The 17,603-nt window shown below is 67.8% G+C and carries 10 protein-coding genes, 2 tRNA genes and 1 other RNA gene; 7 read left to right on the top strand and 6 right to left on the bottom strand.

Annotated elements, in window-relative coordinates; translation table 11 throughout:
• Positions 1-87: 87 nt before the first annotated feature.
• Entirely contained in the window at positions 88-2,571 is a 2,484-nt protein-coding gene (locus K309_RS0109025) for an adenosylcobalamin-dependent ribonucleoside-diphosphate reductase (protein WP_029046122.1), read from the bottom strand.
• A gap of 219 nt (positions 2,572-2,790) precedes the next feature.
• On the opposite strand from K309_RS0109025, the gene ffs reads away from it, so the two are divergent.
• Positions 2,791-2,889, top strand: an RNA gene (ffs, locus tag K309_RS39535) — signal recognition particle sRNA small type.
• A 203-nt stretch (positions 2,890-3,092) separates the two neighbouring features.
• Here ffs and K309_RS0109020 read toward each other — a convergent pair.
• The 3 genes from K309_RS0109020 to K309_RS0109010 form a co-directional block, all read right to left on the bottom strand.
• Positions 3,093-6,740, bottom strand: a complete 3,648-nt coding sequence (locus K309_RS0109020; protein WP_029046121.1) for a UvrD-helicase domain-containing protein — start codon at positions 6,738-6,740, stop codon at positions 3,093-3,095.
• Positions 6,737-9,628 (bottom strand): PD-(D/E)XK nuclease family protein, encoded by a 2,892-nt coding sequence (locus K309_RS0109015; RefSeq protein WP_029046120.1) that lies wholly within the window; start codon positions 9,626-9,628, stop codon positions 6,737-6,739. Before K309_RS0109015 ends, K309_RS0109020 begins: the two co-directional genes overlap by 4 nt.
• 198 nt (positions 9,629-9,826) lie before the next feature.
• A complete protein-coding gene (locus K309_RS0109010; RefSeq protein WP_029046119.1) occupies positions 9,827-10,099 on the bottom strand; it encodes a hypothetical protein in 273 nt (90 codons plus the stop codon).
• A gap of 451 nt (positions 10,100-10,550) precedes the next feature.
• Here K309_RS0109010 and trxA point away from each other — a divergent pair, with 451 nt between their 5' ends.
• From trxA to K309_RS0108980, 6 genes are all read left to right on the top strand, one after another.
• Complete coding sequence (gene trxA, locus K309_RS0109005; RefSeq protein WP_029046118.1) at positions 10,551-10,877, top strand: thioredoxin TrxA; 327 nt, start codon at positions 10,551-10,553, stop codon at positions 10,875-10,877.
• Between the two features lie 180 nt (positions 10,878-11,057).
• Entirely contained in the window at positions 11,058-12,320 is a 1,263-nt protein-coding gene (gene rho / locus K309_RS0109000) for a transcription termination factor Rho (RefSeq protein ID WP_029046117.1), read from the top strand.
• Between the two features lie 91 nt (positions 12,321-12,411).
• Positions 12,412-13,263: a M90 family metallopeptidase gene (locus K309_RS0108995; RefSeq protein ID WP_029046116.1), complete on the top strand. Its 852-nt coding sequence runs from the start codon at positions 12,412-12,414 to the stop codon at positions 13,261-13,263.
• Positions 13,264-13,468: 205 nt separating this feature from the next.
• Positions 13,469-13,729 carry a type B 50S ribosomal protein L31 gene (locus K309_RS0108990; RefSeq protein ID WP_012353195.1) on the top strand — a complete coding sequence of 87 codons (261 nt, stop codon included), beginning with the start codon at positions 13,469-13,471 and terminating at the stop codon, positions 13,727-13,729.
• Positions 13,730-13,999: 270 nt separating this feature from the next.
• Positions 14,000-15,787 (top strand): ArnT family glycosyltransferase, encoded by a 1,788-nt coding sequence (locus tag K309_RS0108985; RefSeq protein WP_029046115.1) that lies wholly within the window; start codon positions 14,000-14,002, stop codon positions 15,785-15,787.
• A gap of 116 nt (positions 15,788-15,903) precedes the next feature.
• Positions 15,904-17,256 (top strand): MATE family efflux transporter, encoded by a 1,353-nt coding sequence (locus K309_RS0108980; protein ID WP_029046114.1) that lies wholly within the window; start codon positions 15,904-15,906, stop codon positions 17,254-17,256.
• Between the two features lie 116 nt (positions 17,257-17,372).
• On the opposite strand, the gene K309_RS0108975 is transcribed toward K309_RS0108980, so the two are convergent.
• Positions 17,373-17,449, bottom strand: a tRNA-Asp gene (locus K309_RS0108975).
• 68 nt (positions 17,450-17,517) lie between these two features.
• Positions 17,518-17,593 (bottom strand) — tRNA-Glu (locus tag K309_RS0108970).
• Positions 17,594-17,603 lie beyond the last annotated feature (10 nt).

Here is a 17,603-nt window from a genome sequence, read left to right as displayed (position 1 = left end):
GCCCGCCGTGCGGCCGGAGTTTGCGGCCTGGAGCCCAGGCCTGCCAGCGGCGCCGCGCCGCTGGCGGGTTTCAGGCGCGGGACGGGGTCAGCCGCATTCGCCCACGTAGCCGCAATTGGCGCATTTCGCACAGCCGTCGACCTTGTGCAGGGCGTGCGCGCCACACTCCGGGCAAGGCTTGCCGGTGCCCACGCCGGGGGTGACCACGCCTGCGCTGGCCTGGACCGTGATCCCGGCCTCGGCGGCAGCCGCTCCGCCGCCGTCGCGCTGCGCCAGCCGGGCCGCCAGCGCCGTCACCGGCACCTGAGCGCCTTCCGCATCGAGGAAGCCGCGCTTGATCAGGATGCGCTGCAGCGCGTAGCCGAGCGCCGCCACCTCCGAATCATGGAAGCGCGGCACCTCGGTGCCGTCCTGCCGCACCAGCGAGCCGTAGCGCACGGTGCCTTTGTCCCACACCACGTTACGCATGTCGGCCAGCGCCTTGGCGACCGAGCCGCCCGAGCGCGCCACCATCGACAGCAGCCGCATGGTCGAGGTGATCCACTGCTGGCCCTCGCTGCGCTGCCCCGCCGGCATGAAGAACTCCACCGGCCGCTCGATCGCCACTGGCTTGCCGTCGACGACACCCGCCACGCGCATGAAGTTGACGGTCAGGTAGACAGTCTTGTGGCCTTCGTAGGTCAGGTATTCGACCTTGGAGGTCACGCCCTCCAGGTCGCCGACAGGCCGGCTGTTGAACGGGCGCACCAGCGGGTTGTCATCGGCCACCGCCGCAGGCGCTGCCGCTGGCGCGTGGACGGACAGCACCGCGCCAAGCACCGAATTGGGGCGATAGGTCGCCAGACCCTTCAGTCCCGCCTGCCAGGCCTCCAGGTACAGGTGGCGGAAGGCCTCGTAAGGATAGTCCTCCGGCACGTTGACGGTCTTGCTGATGCTGGTGTCGATATATGGCTGCACCGCTTCCAGCATGCGCATATGGTCCAGCGCCGACATCTGCAGCGCCGTGACAAAGCTGTCCGGCAACTGCGCCATGTCGGCGCCCATGTGACGGTAGAGGCGCCAGGCGTGGTCCGCCACCTCGAACGAGCGGTAGCTGTTGTCAGGCATCCGCTTGCGGCGGTTGTAAGTCCAGGAGAAGGCCGGCTCGATGCCGTTGGAGGCATTGTCGGCAAAGGCCAGCGTGATCGTGCCGGTCGGCGCGATCGACAACAGGTGCGAATTGCGCAGGCCATTGCGCGCAATGGCATCGCGCACGGCCTGCGGCAGCCGGCTGGCGAAGCCGCTCTGCAGGTAGGCGTCGACGTCCAGCAGCGGAAAGGCGCCCTTCTGCGCCGCCAGTTCTGTCGAGGCCAGATAGGCCTCGTCGCGCATGCGTTCGGCAATGCGCGCCGCCAGTTGCCGCGCCGGCTCGGTGTCGTAGCGCAGGCCCAGCATCACCAGCGCGCTGCCCAGCCCCAGGAAACCCAGGCCGACGCGGCGCTTGGCGTGGGCCTGGGCCTGCTGCTCGGGCAACGGCCAGAAGGTCACGTCGAGCACGTTGTCGAGCATGCGCGTGGCCACGCGCACCACTTCGGCAAAGGCATCGAAGTCGAATTCAGCCTGCGGCGAGAACGGCTGGCGAACGAAACGCGTCAGGTTGATCGAGCCCAGGCAGCAGCAGCCATACGGCGGCAGCGGCTGCTCGGCGCAGGGATTGGTGGCCTCGATGCGCTCGCAGTAATAGAGATTGTTGTCGGCATTGATGCGCGACAGGAACAGGATGCCGGGCTCGGCGTGGTCGTAGGTGGCCTGCATGACCTGGTCCCACAGTTGCCGCGCCGGCAGGCGGCGGTACACCCATTGGCCGTCGTCGCGGCGGTAGGCGCCGGCGGCGATCATGTCGGCGCCGGGCTCGGCTTCATGGATCAGCTCGACCTCGCCATCGTCCTGCACCGCGCGCATGAATTCGTCGGTGACGCCGATCGAGATATTGAAGTTGGTCAGGTCGCCCTTGTCCTTGGCGTGGATAAAGCTCTCGATATCCGGATGGTCGCAGCGCAGCACGCCCATCTGCGCGCCGCGGCGCGCGCCGGCGGATTCCACCGTCGCGCACGAGGCATCGAATACCTTCATGAAGGACACCGGCCCCGACGCGCGCGAATGCGTCGCGCGCACCAGCGCGCCCGCCGGCCGGATCGCCGAGAAGTCATAGCCGACGCCACCGCCACGACGCATGGTCTCTGCCGCCTGCGCCACCGCGGTGTAGATGCTGGGTCGCCCATCACGCGCTTCCGACACCGAGTCGCCCACCGGCTGCACGAAGCAGTTGATCAGCGTAGCCTGGATGCCGGTGCCGGCGGCCGAATTGATGCGCCCGGCCGGCACGAAGCCGTGTTCCTGTGCCCACAGGAAGCGCGCGCTCCACGCCTCGCGTTCGCCTTCGGGCTCGGCCTGTGCCAGCGCGCGCGCCACGCGCTGCCTGACCTCGGCAATGCTGCCTTCTTCGCCCTTGGCGTATTTTTCGATCAGGACTTCGGTGGAGATTTCCTGCGGCGCCATGGCACCGTGAATGATCTGGTCGTTTGCGTTCATGTCTGGGCTCACCACGCTCCGTGGTTGGGTGAATCAGTGGATCCGGGACGCGCATCGCCGGCGCGCCGCGCCGCTGATAGTGCGGCGGCCTGTCATGGTCGGGCCAGCGCGGCCTGCACTGCCTGCGCCAGATCAAGCCGGCGCTTTGCCGCATGCAATGACCCGCGGCGGACAAGGCAATTCGACGCAACGCCCCGGACTAGGTTACAATGCCGCTCGGACGGGCCTCCTCGCATGGTGGCGCGGTCAACCTGGTCAGGTCGGGAACGAAGCAGCCACAGCCGTTTTCCACCAGTGCCGAGGGTCAGGCTCGTCCACCTCTACGCCCCACCTCGCCCCTCCAGCTTCACCCTTCCAACGCTTCACCACGCTCCCGCGAACAGCTTTTCGCATCGGCATGCCCACGCCGCTTGCGGCGCCGTCCTTGTCACTTTAGTACAGCATGCCGGCCGGCGTGCGCCGGACACGGCGCACCCAGGGCCCATTCTGCGCCGATTTACCGACGCTGTCCGGCGCTCCGCTCAGAACAGCGAACCCTGCTGTGTCAGCATCGGCGGTGCCAGCCGCTCGGCGGGAATCCACTCTCCGTCCGCGGTTGCCACGCCGGCCTCGATGCGCTTGCCCGGGAACAGCGGCGCGACCGCCGCCACGTAGCGCCCCAGCTGCGCGCGATAGGCCGCGTGCTCCTGCGGCAGCAATCGCAGCTTGTAGTCGACGATGACGACGCGGTCGTCGAATTCCACCAACCGGTCGATACGCAGCAGCCGGCCACGCGCGTCATACAGCTCGACTTCATTGCGCGCGCTGCCGGCCTCGTCCGCCGACAGCAGCGGCGCCAGCGCCGGCGCGCCCAGCATCGCGCGCACCGCCGCGAGCGCTTCATCGACCTGATCGCGCCACACCTGCCGCGCCTCGGGCGAATGCGCGCCGGTCAGCGGGAACCAGCGCAGCACCGTGGCGATGTCCGGAATGCCGGCAAAGGCTTCCGGATAGCGCGTGAGCCGCTCCAGCAGGGCATGCACCAGTTCGCCATGGCGGGCCGCCGCGGCGTTGAAGACGATGCCGTCGCCTTCCGACGGTTCTTCATCGGCCTGCGCGTCGTCCTCGAACGATGGCAGCGCGCCGGCGTCCCGGTAGCGCATGCGGAAGTCGGTGAAGCGCACCGGCTCGCTCAGGCGCGCCGGTATGGCCGCCTCGCTGTCGGCCGCTTGCGCCAGGTGTTCTGGGTATGCGGGCAACATCTCGCCCACGCCGGCACCCTGCAGCCGCACGTACCAGCTGCCGGCGATCTCCGCGTTGTTCTCGCCGGCGCCGGCGCGGCTGGTGCGGCCCTTCACGCCGCTGACCAGCAGGCCTTGTTGCGCCCGCGTCATGGCGACATACAGCAGGTTCCAGTTCTCCCGCTCGCCCAGCGCCAACTCGGCCTCGAACATCGGCGCGCGCGCCAGTCCGCGTTCGCTGCGCTTGCCGTACGCCGAGAAATGCAGCGGCACCGGCGACGACGGCGGCCAGTCGACCAGGATCCCGCCCTTGTCCGCGGCGGGATCGCTGTGGTTGGCATCGAGCAGCACCACGAACGGCGCCTCCAGGCCCTTGGCCGCATGCACGGTCAGGATGTGAACCGCATCGAGGCCGGCGAAGGCGGCATCGTCCTCGGCCGGCTCGATGTCTTCTGCGTTGTCGCCCATGCCGCCTTCGTCAGGGCTCTCGCCCTCGTCGCCACGGCGGATTTCCTGCAGCTCGTCGATGAACTTTGGCAGGCTCGGATAGCGGCCACCGTCGAGGTCGAGCGACAGCTTCAGGAAGGCATCGAGATTGGCCAGCACCTGCTCGCGGATATCCGGCGGCGCGGCCTCGGCATAGCGGCGCCGGACTTCGCCGCCGTGGAAGATCTGGTCGATCAGGTCGTGCACCGGCATGTGCGGCGCGATCCGCAGCCACTGGCGCAGCCGCGGCACGCCTTCGCGCAGCGCGTCCGAGACGTGCCCGGGCAGGTCGTTGGCTTCGATGCGCGCCCACCAGCCGCCCTCGCCTTCCAGCTGCGCCAGGGCCAGCAGGTCATCGTCGGTCGCTCCGACCAGCGGGCTCTTCAGCACATGGGCGAGATCGAGGTCGGACTCCGGCGTCATCAGGAAGGCCAGCAATGCCGACAGGTCCAACGCCTCCAGCGTGGCCAGCAGGCCGCCGCGACGCGGGCTCAGGCATGGAATGCCGGCCTCGCGCAGGGCACGCTCGTAGTCGGCGAGGTGGGTCTTGCGGCGCACTAGCAGGTGCATGTCGCTCCAGCGCGCGGGGCGCGTGGCGCCGTTCTCGTGCACCGGCACGGTGTCGCGCACATGGCGCAGCCACGCGGCCACGCGCCGCCCCTCCTCCAGGCGCAGCGAATCGCCGGACTGCCGGCGCGGCTGCAGCAGCGTATCGCGGTGCATGGCGTCGTCGCCAGCCTGTGCTCCTGGCTCGTTCGCTTCGCTGTCGCCTGCCTTGCCTTCGGACTTGTCTTCGGACCTCTCTTCGGCCTCTACCAGCGGCAGCAGCCACACCGGACCGCCGCCTTCGGCCAGCGCCGAGGTCTGCGTCTCGTACAGCGGGTAGCGCCCTTCGGCGCGCGCCGCGTCGAACACGGCATTGACCCAGTCCAGCACCTCGGCACGGTTGCGCCGCGTGCGGTTGGTGCGCAGCACCGTCGCCCCGAATGCGTCGCGCAGCATCTCGCCGGCAGCGCCGAACAGGCGCGCGTCGGCGCGGCGGAAGCGGTAGATCGACTGCTTGGGATCGCCCACCAGGAATACGGTCGGCCGCTCGCCCAGGCCCGCGTATCCGGCCAGCCAGCCCTGCAGGATGCGCCACTGCAGCGGGTTGGTATCCTGGAACTCGTCGAGCAGAAGGTGGCGGTAGCGCGCGTCCAGGCGCACCTGCAGGTAAGTCGCGGCCTCTTCGTCGGACATCAATTGCGCGGCCTGCCATTCCAGGTCGGCAAAATCCATCGCGCGCTGTTCCTGCTTGTGCTCCTGGTAGCGCGTCAGCAATGCGTCGCCGATGCAGAACAGCGCCTGGTTGATGGCGAGCACCGCGGCCTCGCAGCAGCGGGCGCTGATCTCGTCGAGCATCGCGCAGATGGACGCGTGCTGGTCGAGCAGCGTGTCGACCATGCCCTCGCCCCCCGCTGCCTTGATGAGCGCGTTGGTCCGGCGCAGCGAGCGTGGCTCGCCCGTGGTAGTGAAGAACGCCGCGCGCAGTTGCGCGAACACGCGTTCCGCGGCCTTGCCCGCTGCCTTGCCCGGTGGTGCGCCGGCTTCGCGCCAGGCGGTGATGGCCATCAGCGCGTCGGTGATGCGCGTGGCATGGGTCTGCTCGGTCTTGCCACCGGCGCCCAGGCGCAGCGCCAGCGCCTCGCAGGCATCGCGCCAGCCTTCGTCGGCCAGCGCCTGCAGCAGGACATCGCCCTGCGCGTCTTCGCCAAGGCAGTCGCACAATGCCTGCCGCGGATCGCCGCCTTCCTGCATCGCCCACCATTCGCTGCGGGCATGGAACATGGCGTCAAGCAGCGCGCGCGCCTGGAAGTCGCCCACGGTGTCGACCAGCGTTTCCCATGCGGCACGCAGGTCGGCGTATTGCGGCGTGGCCAGCGCGCGCCAGACCGGCGCCCACGCTTCACGCTTCATGCGCAAGGCATCCTCGCGCAGCGACGCGCCGGGCACGATGCCCGATGCCAGCGGCGCGCCGCGCAGCAGCGTGCCGAACCAGCCGTGGAAGGTATCGATCGCCATGCGCCCGGGCGCGGCCAGCACCTGCGCATGCAGGCGGCGCGCGCGCGGCAGCGCCTCGCGCGCGGCTTCCGGGCTCAGGCCGCGCTGCACCAGCGCGGCGACAACGACGTCGTCGGGATCGCGCGACAGTTGCGCCAGCACTTCCAGCAGGCGGTCGCGCATTTCTTCGGCGGCCTTGCGCGTGAAGGTGATCGCGAGGATCTCGTGCGGCGCGGCCCCGGCCAGCAGCAGGCGCACCAGGCGGGCCACCAGCAGCCAGGTCTTGCCGCTGCCGGCGCAGGCCTCGACCACGACCGAGCGCACGGGATCGCAGGCGGCGCGGGTGAACTCGGCCTCAGCCACGGGATGGCCATCGCGCTGGTAGGGCTGGACCTGGGTATTGAGCGGATCGTGGACCATCATGTCTTCAGCACCGGCACGGCGGTGGATTCCCAGAAGCCCTTGCGGCACAGGCCGCGGGCGGTGCAATACACACAGGCCGAGGCATCGCCAAATGCCGGCAGCCTGGCTCCCTGGCGCAGCCGCATCACATCATGGCGCATCTGCCGCTCGAGCCAGGTGACGGCGGCCTGGAAGTCGGGCAGCCCGACCTCGCGCTGCGCCGCTGCCGAGGTGTCGCGCGCGCTTTCCTTAGCGCCTTCGAGCGACACCCAGCTGCCGTCCACCGCGTCGGCGCGCAACAGCCCGTAGAACGGCAACTGGCAATCTTCCTCGACCTCGGCCAGCTTGCGCTTGAGCCGCGTGGCGCTCTGCGTCTTGTAGTCGAGCACCGCATGCGCGCCGTCCGGCCCCTGGTCGAGGCGGTCGATGCGTCCGGTCAGCCGCAGCGGCTGGCCGTCGGGCATGGGCAGGTCGATGCCGGCATCGAGCTCGCCGCCACGCCAGAACCAGCCCTCGGCCTCGCGCGCCGCCTGCCACGCGACATACGAGGGCAGCACCTCGCACCAGCGCCGGTAATAGGCGATGGCATTGCCGTCTTCGGCCATCAGCGCGCCGAACACATCGTCGGAGATCTCGCGCAGCCGCGCCGGGCGCTGGTCTTGCGGCAGCGGCTCGCCGCGCTCGCGCCGTGCGTGCAGATCCTTGTGGTAGCGCAGCAGCACGCGGTGCAGGTGCTCGCCGATCTCGCGCTTTTCCAGTTCGTCGCTGACTATCTCCAGCCCGGCCAGGCCGAGCATGCGGCCGGCGAAGAACTGGTATGGGCAGCGGCGCAGCATGTTGTAGGCCTGCGCGCTCCAGCGCTGCGGCACCAGCTCCGGCAACGCACACGGCGCGGGCATGCCTTGCGGTTCGGCGAAGGTTTGATAGGCCTGCGGCACCGCGTTGCCGTCGATGACGACGCCGCTGCGCGCGCAGCATGCCGCCAGCCGCTCGATCCAGCCCGACACGTGATGCGGTTCGCCGCGGCCGCCGAACCGCTGCCAGGTCATTACCACCTCGTCGTTGTTCAGCAGCACTTCTGCCAGGTCGCGCGCCTGCTGGGCGAAGCGCGCCTCGCGGTCCTCCAGGTCGAGCTCGCGCCGCATCTGGTTGGAGAAGAACATCAGCTCGGCCGCGCTCGAAGGCAACTGCGCATCGTCGCAACCCACGATCACCACGCCCTCGAAACGGCGCATGCGCGCGCCGTTCAGCGGCAGGATGGTGATGCGTGCCGGGCCGCTTGCCGAAGGCTCCTTGTATGCGACCGATTCGAGCAGCGCCGACAGCATGGCGCGGAATTCGCCCTGCGACAGCGTGGCATGGCCACCGGTTTCGTCCTGCGGCAACTCTTGCAGCCGCGCCAGTGCATCGAGCAACTGGCTGCCCGCGTCGTCGGCCGCCAGCGCGGCGCGCATGCCGAGGCCATCGAGCATGCCGTCGAGCCGCTCCAGCCACGTCGCCAGCGGATGCTGCGCCAGGCCGCGCGGCCAGCGTGCCGCCTCGTCGGCCAGCAGCACGACCAGCGCCCGTGCGGCGCGACGCGGCGCCTCGGCTGCCTCACCCTCGTCGCTGCCAGGCTCGGGCCCCCTCGTCGGTGCGCTGCCGAACAATTGCCGCAGGCGCGGCCAGCCGCCGGTAATGCCCTCGCGCCGCACCTGGCGCTCCAGCAGCGCGATGGCCGCGCCACGCTCGGCGAAATCGGGCAGGCAGAACGGGCTTTTCAACAGGTCGAGCAGTGCCGCGGTATCGCCGTCGCGCACCAGCAGGTCGAACCAGCGCATCAGCGCAGCGGCCGCGCGCGTGGTCGACAGCTTCCAGCCGGTCTCGTCGCGCACCGGGGCGCCGGCACGTGCCAGCAGCGCGCGCGCGCGCCGCGCCACCACGCGGTCGTGGGCCACCAGCGCGACCTGGCGGCGTCCTTCGTTGAGCCATTGCACAAGCTGCGCCGCTGCGGCCGCGGCTTCGTCCTCGAAGCGCGCGCTGCCAATCACGCGGAGGGCCGGGCGTTGCCCGGGCAGTGCCGGCGTGGCAGGCGGCGGCGCGATGACCTCCCCATCCCCGGCTATCCGTGCTTCGGGCCATAGCGACAGCAGCGTCCGGTACCAGTCGGTATTGGTATCGGCGTCCGCTTCGCCCTGCCCCGCCCAGTCATAGCCAACTTGCAGCACCGGCACCAGTTCGGCGGCATCGCGCAGGAACGCGGCTTCGAGCGGCGTAGGGGGTGTCGGCGCGATCCACACCACCGGGCCGCGCAGTTGCTGCGACAGTTCGCGCAGCACGCGGCGCCGCGCCGGCAGCGGATCGTCCGGCCCGGACAGCGCTTGCCAGAATGCCAGCACGATGCGCGCCTCTTCGCCGAGGAAACGTTCGGACAAGCGCGAATAGGTGCGTTCCAGCGCGCCCTGCAGCAGCGCGGCACGGTCGTCGCCGTCGATGTCGTCGTCATCGCGGATGGCGGCGTCCTCGAGCCAACGCCCATTCAGCTCGTCGCAAATCGCAAGCAGCGTCTGCGACAGGCCCCACGCCGCGGTCTCGTTCTGCGCGCCGAAGGCGCGGCGCAGCCACTCTTGCCCGCGCACGGCCTGCTGCACCGCCAGCAGTCGCGCCGCGTGGCTGCGCACCGGCGTGCCGTCAGGCGGCAGGTCGAGCAGCCAGTGGCCCAGCGTCAGCACGCGCGGCAACAGGCGCGGCCGCCCGGCCGCGCGCGCGGCGGCGTCGAGCGCCTCGCGCACGCCCGGGATCTGCGCCGCGGTCGGCACCACCACGTGCGCGCCGGCTTCGGGCGCGCCGCAGCGGTCCAGGAAAAACCAGGCAGCGGTGGCCGCCTGCCCGAGGAAATCAGGGCCAGGGCGAAAACTTAGCGACGTCATGGGCTCGTGGGCCGCAGCGCGGCATGGCTGCGGTAACTGCGTCGGTCGGGGAAGACGTCAAGGGCGTCAGGGGCGTCAGAGGCGTCAGGGAACAAGGCAAAGGGAATACCGGACGCCGCCGGCCAGCACGGCGGGCGGCGATTCATGGAAGGGCCCCGGTGCGCGGTGCGCGGAGCCGTTTGCGCTCGGGCGGGCCGCTCAGTGCGTGCCGCCCTCCAGCCGGGCACGGATCTCGCGCGCGGTTTCGAGCAGGCCCTCGTAGCCGGAGCGCGCATGCTCGGGGAGGTCCGGGTCGCCCACCAGGGTACCCAGCGTTTCGATGATGCTGTAGACCAGGCCCTTGGCGGCGCCGCTGGCAATGCTGTTGGTCTCGACCGCGCTGCTGATATGGTCCAGCGCATCGCTCAGATGGTCCACGTCCGGCGTCTGGCCGGATTCGGGCTGGGTAGGCTTGCGGGGATCGGTGTTCATATCGATGACCTTGTCGATGGCCTTCTCGGGAGAGCAGGGTTCGTGAGGTCAGCCGGCCGGTGCGCGGCCCGCGGACCGCTTTCTATTCTACGCGCACGCAACGCGGATCCGGCACCGCGCCGAGCCCGCATGTGCACGCCATGGCACCCACGCCGATTGCCTGAATCTCTTGGCGCCATTGAAAATAAGCATTTCTACTAATCACCCGATTGCAGCAGAATCATTAGCGTTGCCGGCGACGTTTTTCAGCCCCGTACCAGTGCCAGTCTTGAAAATCGGCAAACTGGTAACATATTGCCAGCAACGGGCGCGGCTGCGGCCGCCAGAGCCAGCCGGCAGGCGGCAAAGGCGTCTTCGGCGGGTCCGAGCAATCTCGTGTAAGGTTACGGTTCTGCCCTATCCAGCTTCCCGGCCTTCAACATAAACAGAGCGAAACCAGAGGTTTTCCGCCATGAGCGAACAAATCAAGTATGTGAGCGACGCCTCCTTCGACGCCGACGTCCTCCAGTCCGACAAGCCCGTCCTGCTCGACTTCTGGGCGGAATGGTGCGGCCCCTGCAAGATGATCGCCCCGATCCTGGACGAAGTCGCCAAGGACTATGGCGACAAGCTGCAGGTCGCCAAGATCAACGTCGATGAAAACCAGCAGGTCCCGGCCAAGTTCGGCATCCGCGGCATCCCGACGCTGATCCTGTTCAAGAACGGCGCGGTCGCGGCCCAGAAGGTCGGCGCGCTGTCCAAGTCGCAACTGACCGCGTTCCTCGACGGCAACCTGTAAGCTGCGCGCCGGAGCGAAACCAACCGCTCCGGTTTTGTCACGATCCGACGTGCGTGCGCCACACCCTGGCGCACCGGTTGGATTGTGCTAAGATGCCACCAACAACTCCCCGAGCGTTCGCTCATTTTTCCCCCTTCTCTTTCAGTCTCGCCCGTCCGGGCAAATCTGTACCCCTCGTCTATGCACCTGACAGAACTCAAATCGCTTCACGTGTCTGCGCTTCTCGAAATGGCGGCAACGCTCGAGATCGACAACGCACAGCGGATGCGCAAACAGGAACTGATGTTTGCGATCCTGAAGAAGCGCGCCAAGATGGGCGAAACCATCTTCGGAGACGGCACGCTGGAAGTTCTGCCGGACGGCTTCGGCTTCCTGCGCTCGCCGGAGACTTCGTACCTGGCCAGCACGGACGATATCTACATCAGCCCGTCGCAGATCCGCCGCTTCAACCTGCATACCGGCGACTCGATCGAAGGCGAGGTGCGCACGCCCAAGGATGGCGAGCGCTACTTTGCGCTGGTGAAGGTGGACAAGGTCAACGGGCAGCCTCCCGAAGCGGTCAAGAACCGCATCATGTTCGAGAACCTGACGCCGCTGCACCCGAACCGGCCGCTCACGCTCGAACGCGACATCAAGGCTGAAGAGAACATCACCGGCCGCATCATCGACATGATCGCGCCGATCGGCCGCGGCCAGCGCGCCCTGCTGGTGGCCTCGCCCAAGTCCGGCAAGACCGTGATGCTGCAGCACATTGCACACGCGATCGCGAACAATCATCCGGAAGCCGACCTGTTCGTGCTGCTGATCGATGAGCGTCCGGAAGAAGTGACCGAGATGCAGCGTTCGGTGCGCGGCGAAGTGGTGGCGTCCACCTTCGACGAACCGGCCATCCGCCACGTGCAGGTTGCCGAAATGGTGATCGAGAAGGCCAAGCGCCTGGTCGAGCTGAAGCGCGACGTGGTGATCCTGCTGGACTCGATCACGCGCCTGGCGCGTGCCTACAACACGGTGGTGCCGGCCTCGGGCAAGGTGCTGACCGGCGGTGTCGACGCCAACGCGCTGCAGCGTCCGAAGCGCTTCTTCGGCGCCGCGCGCAACCTGGAAGAAGGTGGTTCGCTGACCATCATCGCCACTGCGCTGATCGAAACCGGCAGCCGCATGGACGACGTGATCTATGAAGAGTTCAAGGGCACCGGCAACATGGAAGTGCACCTGGAACGCCGCCTGGCCGAGAAGCGCGTCTACCCGTCGATCAACCTGAACAAGTCGGGCACGCGCCGCGAAGAACTGCTGATCAAGCCGGACATCCTGCAGAAGATCTGGGTGCTGCGCAAGTTCATCTCCGACATGGACGAAGTGCAGGCCATGGAGTTCATCATGGACAAGATGAAGGCCACGAAGAACAACGCGGAGTTTTTCGATATGATGCGCAGAGGCGGCTAAGCCTCGCTGCGGCATACCGCTCAGAGACGCGCCGTAAGACGAACAAAAAGGCGTGCCACGGCACGCTTTTTTGTTGTCCGATGGGTTTCCTATGCTCGGCAAACTGACTGCCTTCCTGCGCACCCGCTCCAGGGCCCGCAAGCTGGAGCACTATGCGATCCCCGACGACCTGTGGGAGAGCACCATCGCCACGCTGCCGTTCGTGCAGCGCTATGGCAGCGAAGACCTGGCCGCCCTGCGCGAGCTGGCCACGCTGTTCATTGCGGAGAAGGAATACTCCACCGCGCACGAACTGCCGCTGGCCGACGACATGGTCGTCAGCGTCGCCGTGCAGGCGTGCGTGCCGATCCTGAAGCTTGGGCTGGCGTGGTACCGTGGCTGGCACGGCATCGTGCTGTACCCCGGCGAATTCATTATCCGCCGTACCGTGCAGGACGAGATCGGCCTCGTGCACGGCGTGGTGGAGGAAGCCAGCGGCGAAGCCTGGGAACATGGCCCCGTGATCCTGTCCTGGCCGGACGTGCACACGCCGGGCGCCGGCATCGACAGCGAACACGAGTTGCCGGCCGACACCTACAACGTGGTCATCCATGAGTTTGCCCACAAGCTGGACATGCTCGACGGCGAGCCGGACGGCGTACCGCCCTTCTCGCGCGTGCTGCATCCGGATATCGATGCTGAAGCGTGGGCGGAAACCTTCCTCACCGAGTACGACCGCTTTGCCGAGGCGTGGGAGGCGCGCAAGGAGTCGGATTGGGAGCATCCCGAACGGCTGCCGCCGGCGCTGCGCATCATCGACCCATACGGTAGCGAGACACCCGGCGAATTCTTTGCGGTGACGTCGGAAGCATTTTTTGTCGAGCCGGGCGGCCTGTCCCGGCATTGGCCGGTTGTCTACGAGTCGCTAGCCTCTTTTTATCGCCAGGATCCCGCAGCGATGTGAGTAAAAAGTCATATCCAGCCTTCCAGCCCGGCCAGCGCGTGATATGCCTCTTACTCTTCCCCAAGTCATTGTTTTTCTGCCATAATTCCGGTTTGCCCGTTACCGGCAAGTGGTTCGTTCGTCGACGCGTCGTGTTTTCAGCGGTGAATTCAGCAGTAAAGCGCGGATCGCAACGGACTGGCTACCCAACCAGAAAGGACTCATCATGAAAGAAGGCATTCACCCGAATTACCGCGAAGTCGTGTTCCAGGACATGTCCAGCGACTTCAGCTTCATCACCCGCTCGACCATCCAGACCAAGGACACGATCGTGAAGGACGGCAAGGAATACCCGCTGGCCAAGATCGAAGTCTCGTCGGAATCGCACCCGTTCTACACCGGCACCCAGAAGATCATGGACACGGCTGGCCGCGTCGAGAAGTTCCGCCAGAAGTTCGGCAACAAGCTGGGCAAGGCTGCGAAGTAATCGCTTTCGGCGAACCCCGCTTCGCGCGGCCCGCGGACAGATGCTCCGGGCCGGCGCGAACCAGCAAAGAGGCAGCATCGGCTGCCTCTTTTCTTTTGTGCCCGCCAGTTGCGTGCCACCGGCCGACCGGCGCCGGCACTGTTCACTGTTGTATCCACCGGAATCCCTCACCCGCGTGAGGCTTCTACGGCATGTCACGGCCCTCGCGGCCGCCGCATGCGCGATACTGTGGCCTTCGCGCCATTGCGCCACGGCCCGACCCGAGCATCGATGCGTCAAGCCAATACTTCACCCGTCCAGTTGACCGCTGCCGCGACCGGCGCCCTGCCGCGCGCGCTGCTGCTGGCGATCTGCATCATCTACGGCCTGGTTGGCCTGTTCGGCCGCGATCCGTGGAAGAACGAGGACGCCGCCGGCTTCGGAGTGATGTGGCAACTGGCTACCGGCGGCCTGCATGACTGGCTGATGCCGAACATCGTCGGCCGGCCCTTCACGGAAGACGGCCCGCTGGTGTTCTGGATCGGCGCCCTGATGATCCGCGGCTTCGGCAGCTGGCTGGGACCCACCGACGCCGCGCGCCTGGCCACAGCCCTGTTCTTCTTCTCGACCTGCGCCTGCATCTGGTACAGCACCTACCTGCTGGGCCGGCGCGACGAGGTCCAGCCGTTCGCCTATGCGTTCGGCGGCCAGCCCAATGCGCGCGACTATGGCCGCACGCTGGCCGACGGCGCGCTGCTGATCTTCCTCGCCTGCGTCGGCCTGGCCATGCGCGGGCACGAGACCACGCCGCAGGTTGGCCAGGTAGCCTTCATCGCGCTGGCGCTGTATGCGCTGGTGCGTAGCCTCGACAAGCCGCTGATGGGCAGCCTGGTCTATGGCGCCGCGCTCGGCGGCCTGGCGCTGGCCAGCGGCCCCATCCTGCCGCTGGCGCTGCTGTTCGGCACCGCGGTCTGCGCGCTGGCGTGCAAGCCGCTGCCGTGGCGTCGGCTTGCCGCCATCGGCATCCCGCTGGCGCTGCTAATCGTCGCGGCCTGGCTGGCCGCGGCGTATTTCGGCGCGATGGACCGTACCGAAGCCGTGACCTTTATCCGCGAATGGGCGCGCTATGACCGGCGCAACTATGGTTCGCCGAACATGCAGACGTTCGGCTTCAACATGCGCAACCTGTTCCTGTACACGTGGCCGGTGTGGCCGATCGCGGCGTGGGCATGGGTTGCCTGGGCCGGCATGCGCCGTGCCGCCCACGTGGCCATGCCGCTGGCGGTGCTGCTGCCTGTCGTGGTGCTGCTGTTCCTGCAACGCAGCGGCGGCGACGTGCAGTTCATCCTGCTGCTGCCGCCGATGGCGGTGCTGGCAGCCTTCGCGCTGCCGACGCTGGCGCGCGGCGTGATCAACGCGATCGACTGGTTCGCGCTGCTGTTCTTCACCATCTTCGGCGGCACGGTCTGGTTCATGTGGATCGCCAAGACCACCGGCTGGCCGCCGCGCGTCGCGCGCAACGTGTTTCGCCAGTTGCCGGGCTACCAGCATGAGTTCACGATCACCGCGGTGCTGATCGCGCTGGCGGCGACCATTGCCTGGGTGCTGATCGTGCGCTGGCGCCTGTCGCGCGCGCCCAAGCAGATCTGGCGGCCGGTGGTAATCTCGGCCGCCGGCACCACGCTGATGTGGGTGATGGCGATGACGCTGTGGTTGCCATCGATCAACTACGGCAAGACCTACCGTGACGTGGCCCAGGCCGCGGCGATGGCGCTGCCGCCCGCATACCAGTGCGTGCAGCCGATCCGCATGGGCGATGCGCAGCTGGCGTCGTTCGCCTACTTCGGCCATATCCGCTTTGGCGGACCCGGCGACGGCTGCGACGTACTGCTGCGCCACGATGCGGTGGACTATGGCGAGCCCGGCAATATCTCGCATTTCGAATGGCGGCTGATCTGGGAAGGCCGCCGCCCCGCGGACCGCGACGAGCGCTTCCGCATGTACCGGCTGGTCGATACCGCGCGCGCCGTGCACCCGCGTCCCGACCTGCCGCGCCGCCGCCTGCCGCGGCAGCCCTGATCCAGCACCGGTACGAGCCCCGCTAAGCTCCCGCAGGGCCATCGAACCATTCCGGCCGCAGGCGGCTGCGGGCATCGTGCCCGGTCTACGCCCCTGACATCGCCCCTGAGGCCTGAATGACCCTGTTCCAAGACCTTCGCCGCATCTTCAGCCTGGCCGCGCCGGTACTGGCCGGCCAGCTGGCCGTGATCGCCTTCGGCGTCATCGACACCGTGATGGCAGGCCGCGCCTCCGCCACCGATCTTGCGGCCGTCGGCCTTGGCGGTTCGATCTACGTCACGATCTATATCAGCCTGATGGGCGTGCTGCAGGCGCTGGCGCCTGTCGCCGGCCAGCTCTATGGCGCCGGCCGCGTCGAGGCGATCGGCGCCGAGGTGCGGCAGGCCGCGTGGCTTGGCGCCGCGCTGGCGATCCCCGGGGTGCTGCTGCTGGCCTTCCCGGCACCATTGCTGACCTTCGCCAAGGCGCCGCCCGAGCTGGTCGACAAGGCCACCGCCTACCTGCATTTCGGCGCCTTCGGGTTGCCCGCGGCGCTCGCCTTCCGCATCTATTCGGCGCTCAACAATGCGATGTCGCGCCCGATCATGGTCACGGTGCTGCAGGTCGGCGGGCTGGCGCTGAAGATTCCGCTCAATGCCTGGTTTATCCACGGCGGCCTGGGTGTGCCCGCCATGGGCGGTCCCGGCTGCGGGCTGGCCTCGACGCTGATCAGCTGGACGTGGTGCATCGCCGGGCTGCTGATCCTGCGCCACAGCGCCGCCTACCGGCCGCTGCGGATCTTCGCCACCTGGAGCTGGCCGGCAGCCGCGCCGCTGCGCGCGCTGCTGCGCCTGGGCGTGCCAATGGGGCTGACGTACCTGATCGAGATCACCTCGTTCACGCTGATGTCGATCTTTATCACGCGGCTGGGCACGGTCACCCTGGCGGGGCACCAGATCATCGCCAATCTGGGCGCCGTTGCCTACATGCTGCCGCTGTCGCTGGGCATCGCCACCTCGACGCTGGTCGCGCAGCATGTCGGCGCACGCGATCTCGCCGGTGCAAGCCGCATTGCCTGGCGCGGCATCCGTGCGGCCGTGGCACTGGCCATGCTGACCGGGTTGCTGCTGTGGCTGCTGCGCGAACCCATCCTGCACGCCTATGCGAGCGATCCCGCCGTGGTGGCGGCCGCGCTGCCGCTGGTGCTGTTCGTGGCCTTCTACCAGGCGTTCGATGCCGTGCAGGTGATGACGGCGTTTATCCTGCGCGCCTACAAGATCGCGGTGATTCCGACGCTGATCTACGCCGGGTCGTTGTGGGGCATCGGGCTGGGCGGCGGCTATGTGCTGGGGTTCGGCCTGATCGAAGGCCTGCCGGCGTTCACCCAGGGGGCCAGTGGGTTCTGGCTGGCCAACAGCGTAAGCCTTGCCATTGCCGGCGGATTGCTGGTGCGGTATTTCGCGCGGGTAAGCGCCGAGGTGGAGGACTGAGCCGATCGCAGCTTCGATCACGCGCCTGCGCTTGCCGCGGGCGTGCCTCTATACCGATGCGTAAGAAATAGCCGGAGCAGAAAAGAAAAACGCCCGCTTGCGCGGGCGTTTAATTTTGGCGGAGTGGACGGGACTCGAACCCGCGACCCCCGGCGTGACAGGCCGGTATTCTAACCGACTGAACTACCACTCCTTAGTCGGCGTCGTTTCAAGCATTTGGCTTGAGACGACTGCTGGACGTCTGATTACGCCCGGCTGTTTTGGCGTCCCCTAGGGGATTCGAACCCCTGTACTCACCGTGAAAGGGTGATGTCCTAGGCCTCTAGACGAAGGGGACAGAAACTTGT

The organism is Cupriavidus phytohabitans (assembly GCF_000426345.1).
Taxonomy (GTDB): Bacteria; Pseudomonadota; Gammaproteobacteria; order Burkholderiales; family Burkholderiaceae; genus Cupriavidus.
The sequence above is the reverse complement of the archived record's forward strand: the minus strand, read 5'-3'. Positions and strand labels throughout refer to the sequence as shown.

Coding starts and splice junctions, on each gene's coding strand:
- trxA (WP_029046118.1), top strand. CDS start 10,551: ATGAGCGAACAAATCAAGTATGTGAGCGACGCCTCCTTCGACGCCGAC.
- K309_RS0108985 (WP_029046115.1), top strand. CDS start 14,000: ATGCGTCAAGCCAATACTTCACCCGTCCAGTTGACCGCTGCCGCGACC.
- K309_RS0109010 (WP_029046119.1), bottom strand. CDS start 10,099: ATGAACACCGATCCCCGCAAGCCTACCCAGCCCGAATCCGGCCAGACG.
- K309_RS0109025 (WP_029046122.1), bottom strand. CDS start 2,571: ATGAACGCAAACGACCAGATCATTCACGGTGCCATGGCGCCGCAGGAA.
- rho (WP_029046117.1), top strand. CDS start 11,058: ATGCACCTGACAGAACTCAAATCGCTTCACGTGTCTGCGCTTCTCGAA.
- K309_RS0109020 (WP_029046121.1), bottom strand. CDS start 6,740: ATGATGGTCCACGATCCGCTCAATACCCAGGTCCAGCCCTACCAGCGC.
- K309_RS0108980 (WP_029046114.1), top strand. CDS start 15,904: ATGACCCTGTTCCAAGACCTTCGCCGCATCTTCAGCCTGGCCGCGCCG.
- K309_RS0108990 (WP_012353195.1), top strand. CDS start 13,469: ATGAAAGAAGGCATTCACCCGAATTACCGCGAAGTCGTGTTCCAGGAC.
- K309_RS0108995 (WP_029046116.1), top strand. CDS start 12,412: ATGCTCGGCAAACTGACTGCCTTCCTGCGCACCCGCTCCAGGGCCCGC.
- K309_RS0109015 (WP_029046120.1), bottom strand. CDS start 9,628: ATGACGTCGCTAAGTTTTCGCCCTGGCCCTGATTTCCTCGGGCAGGCG.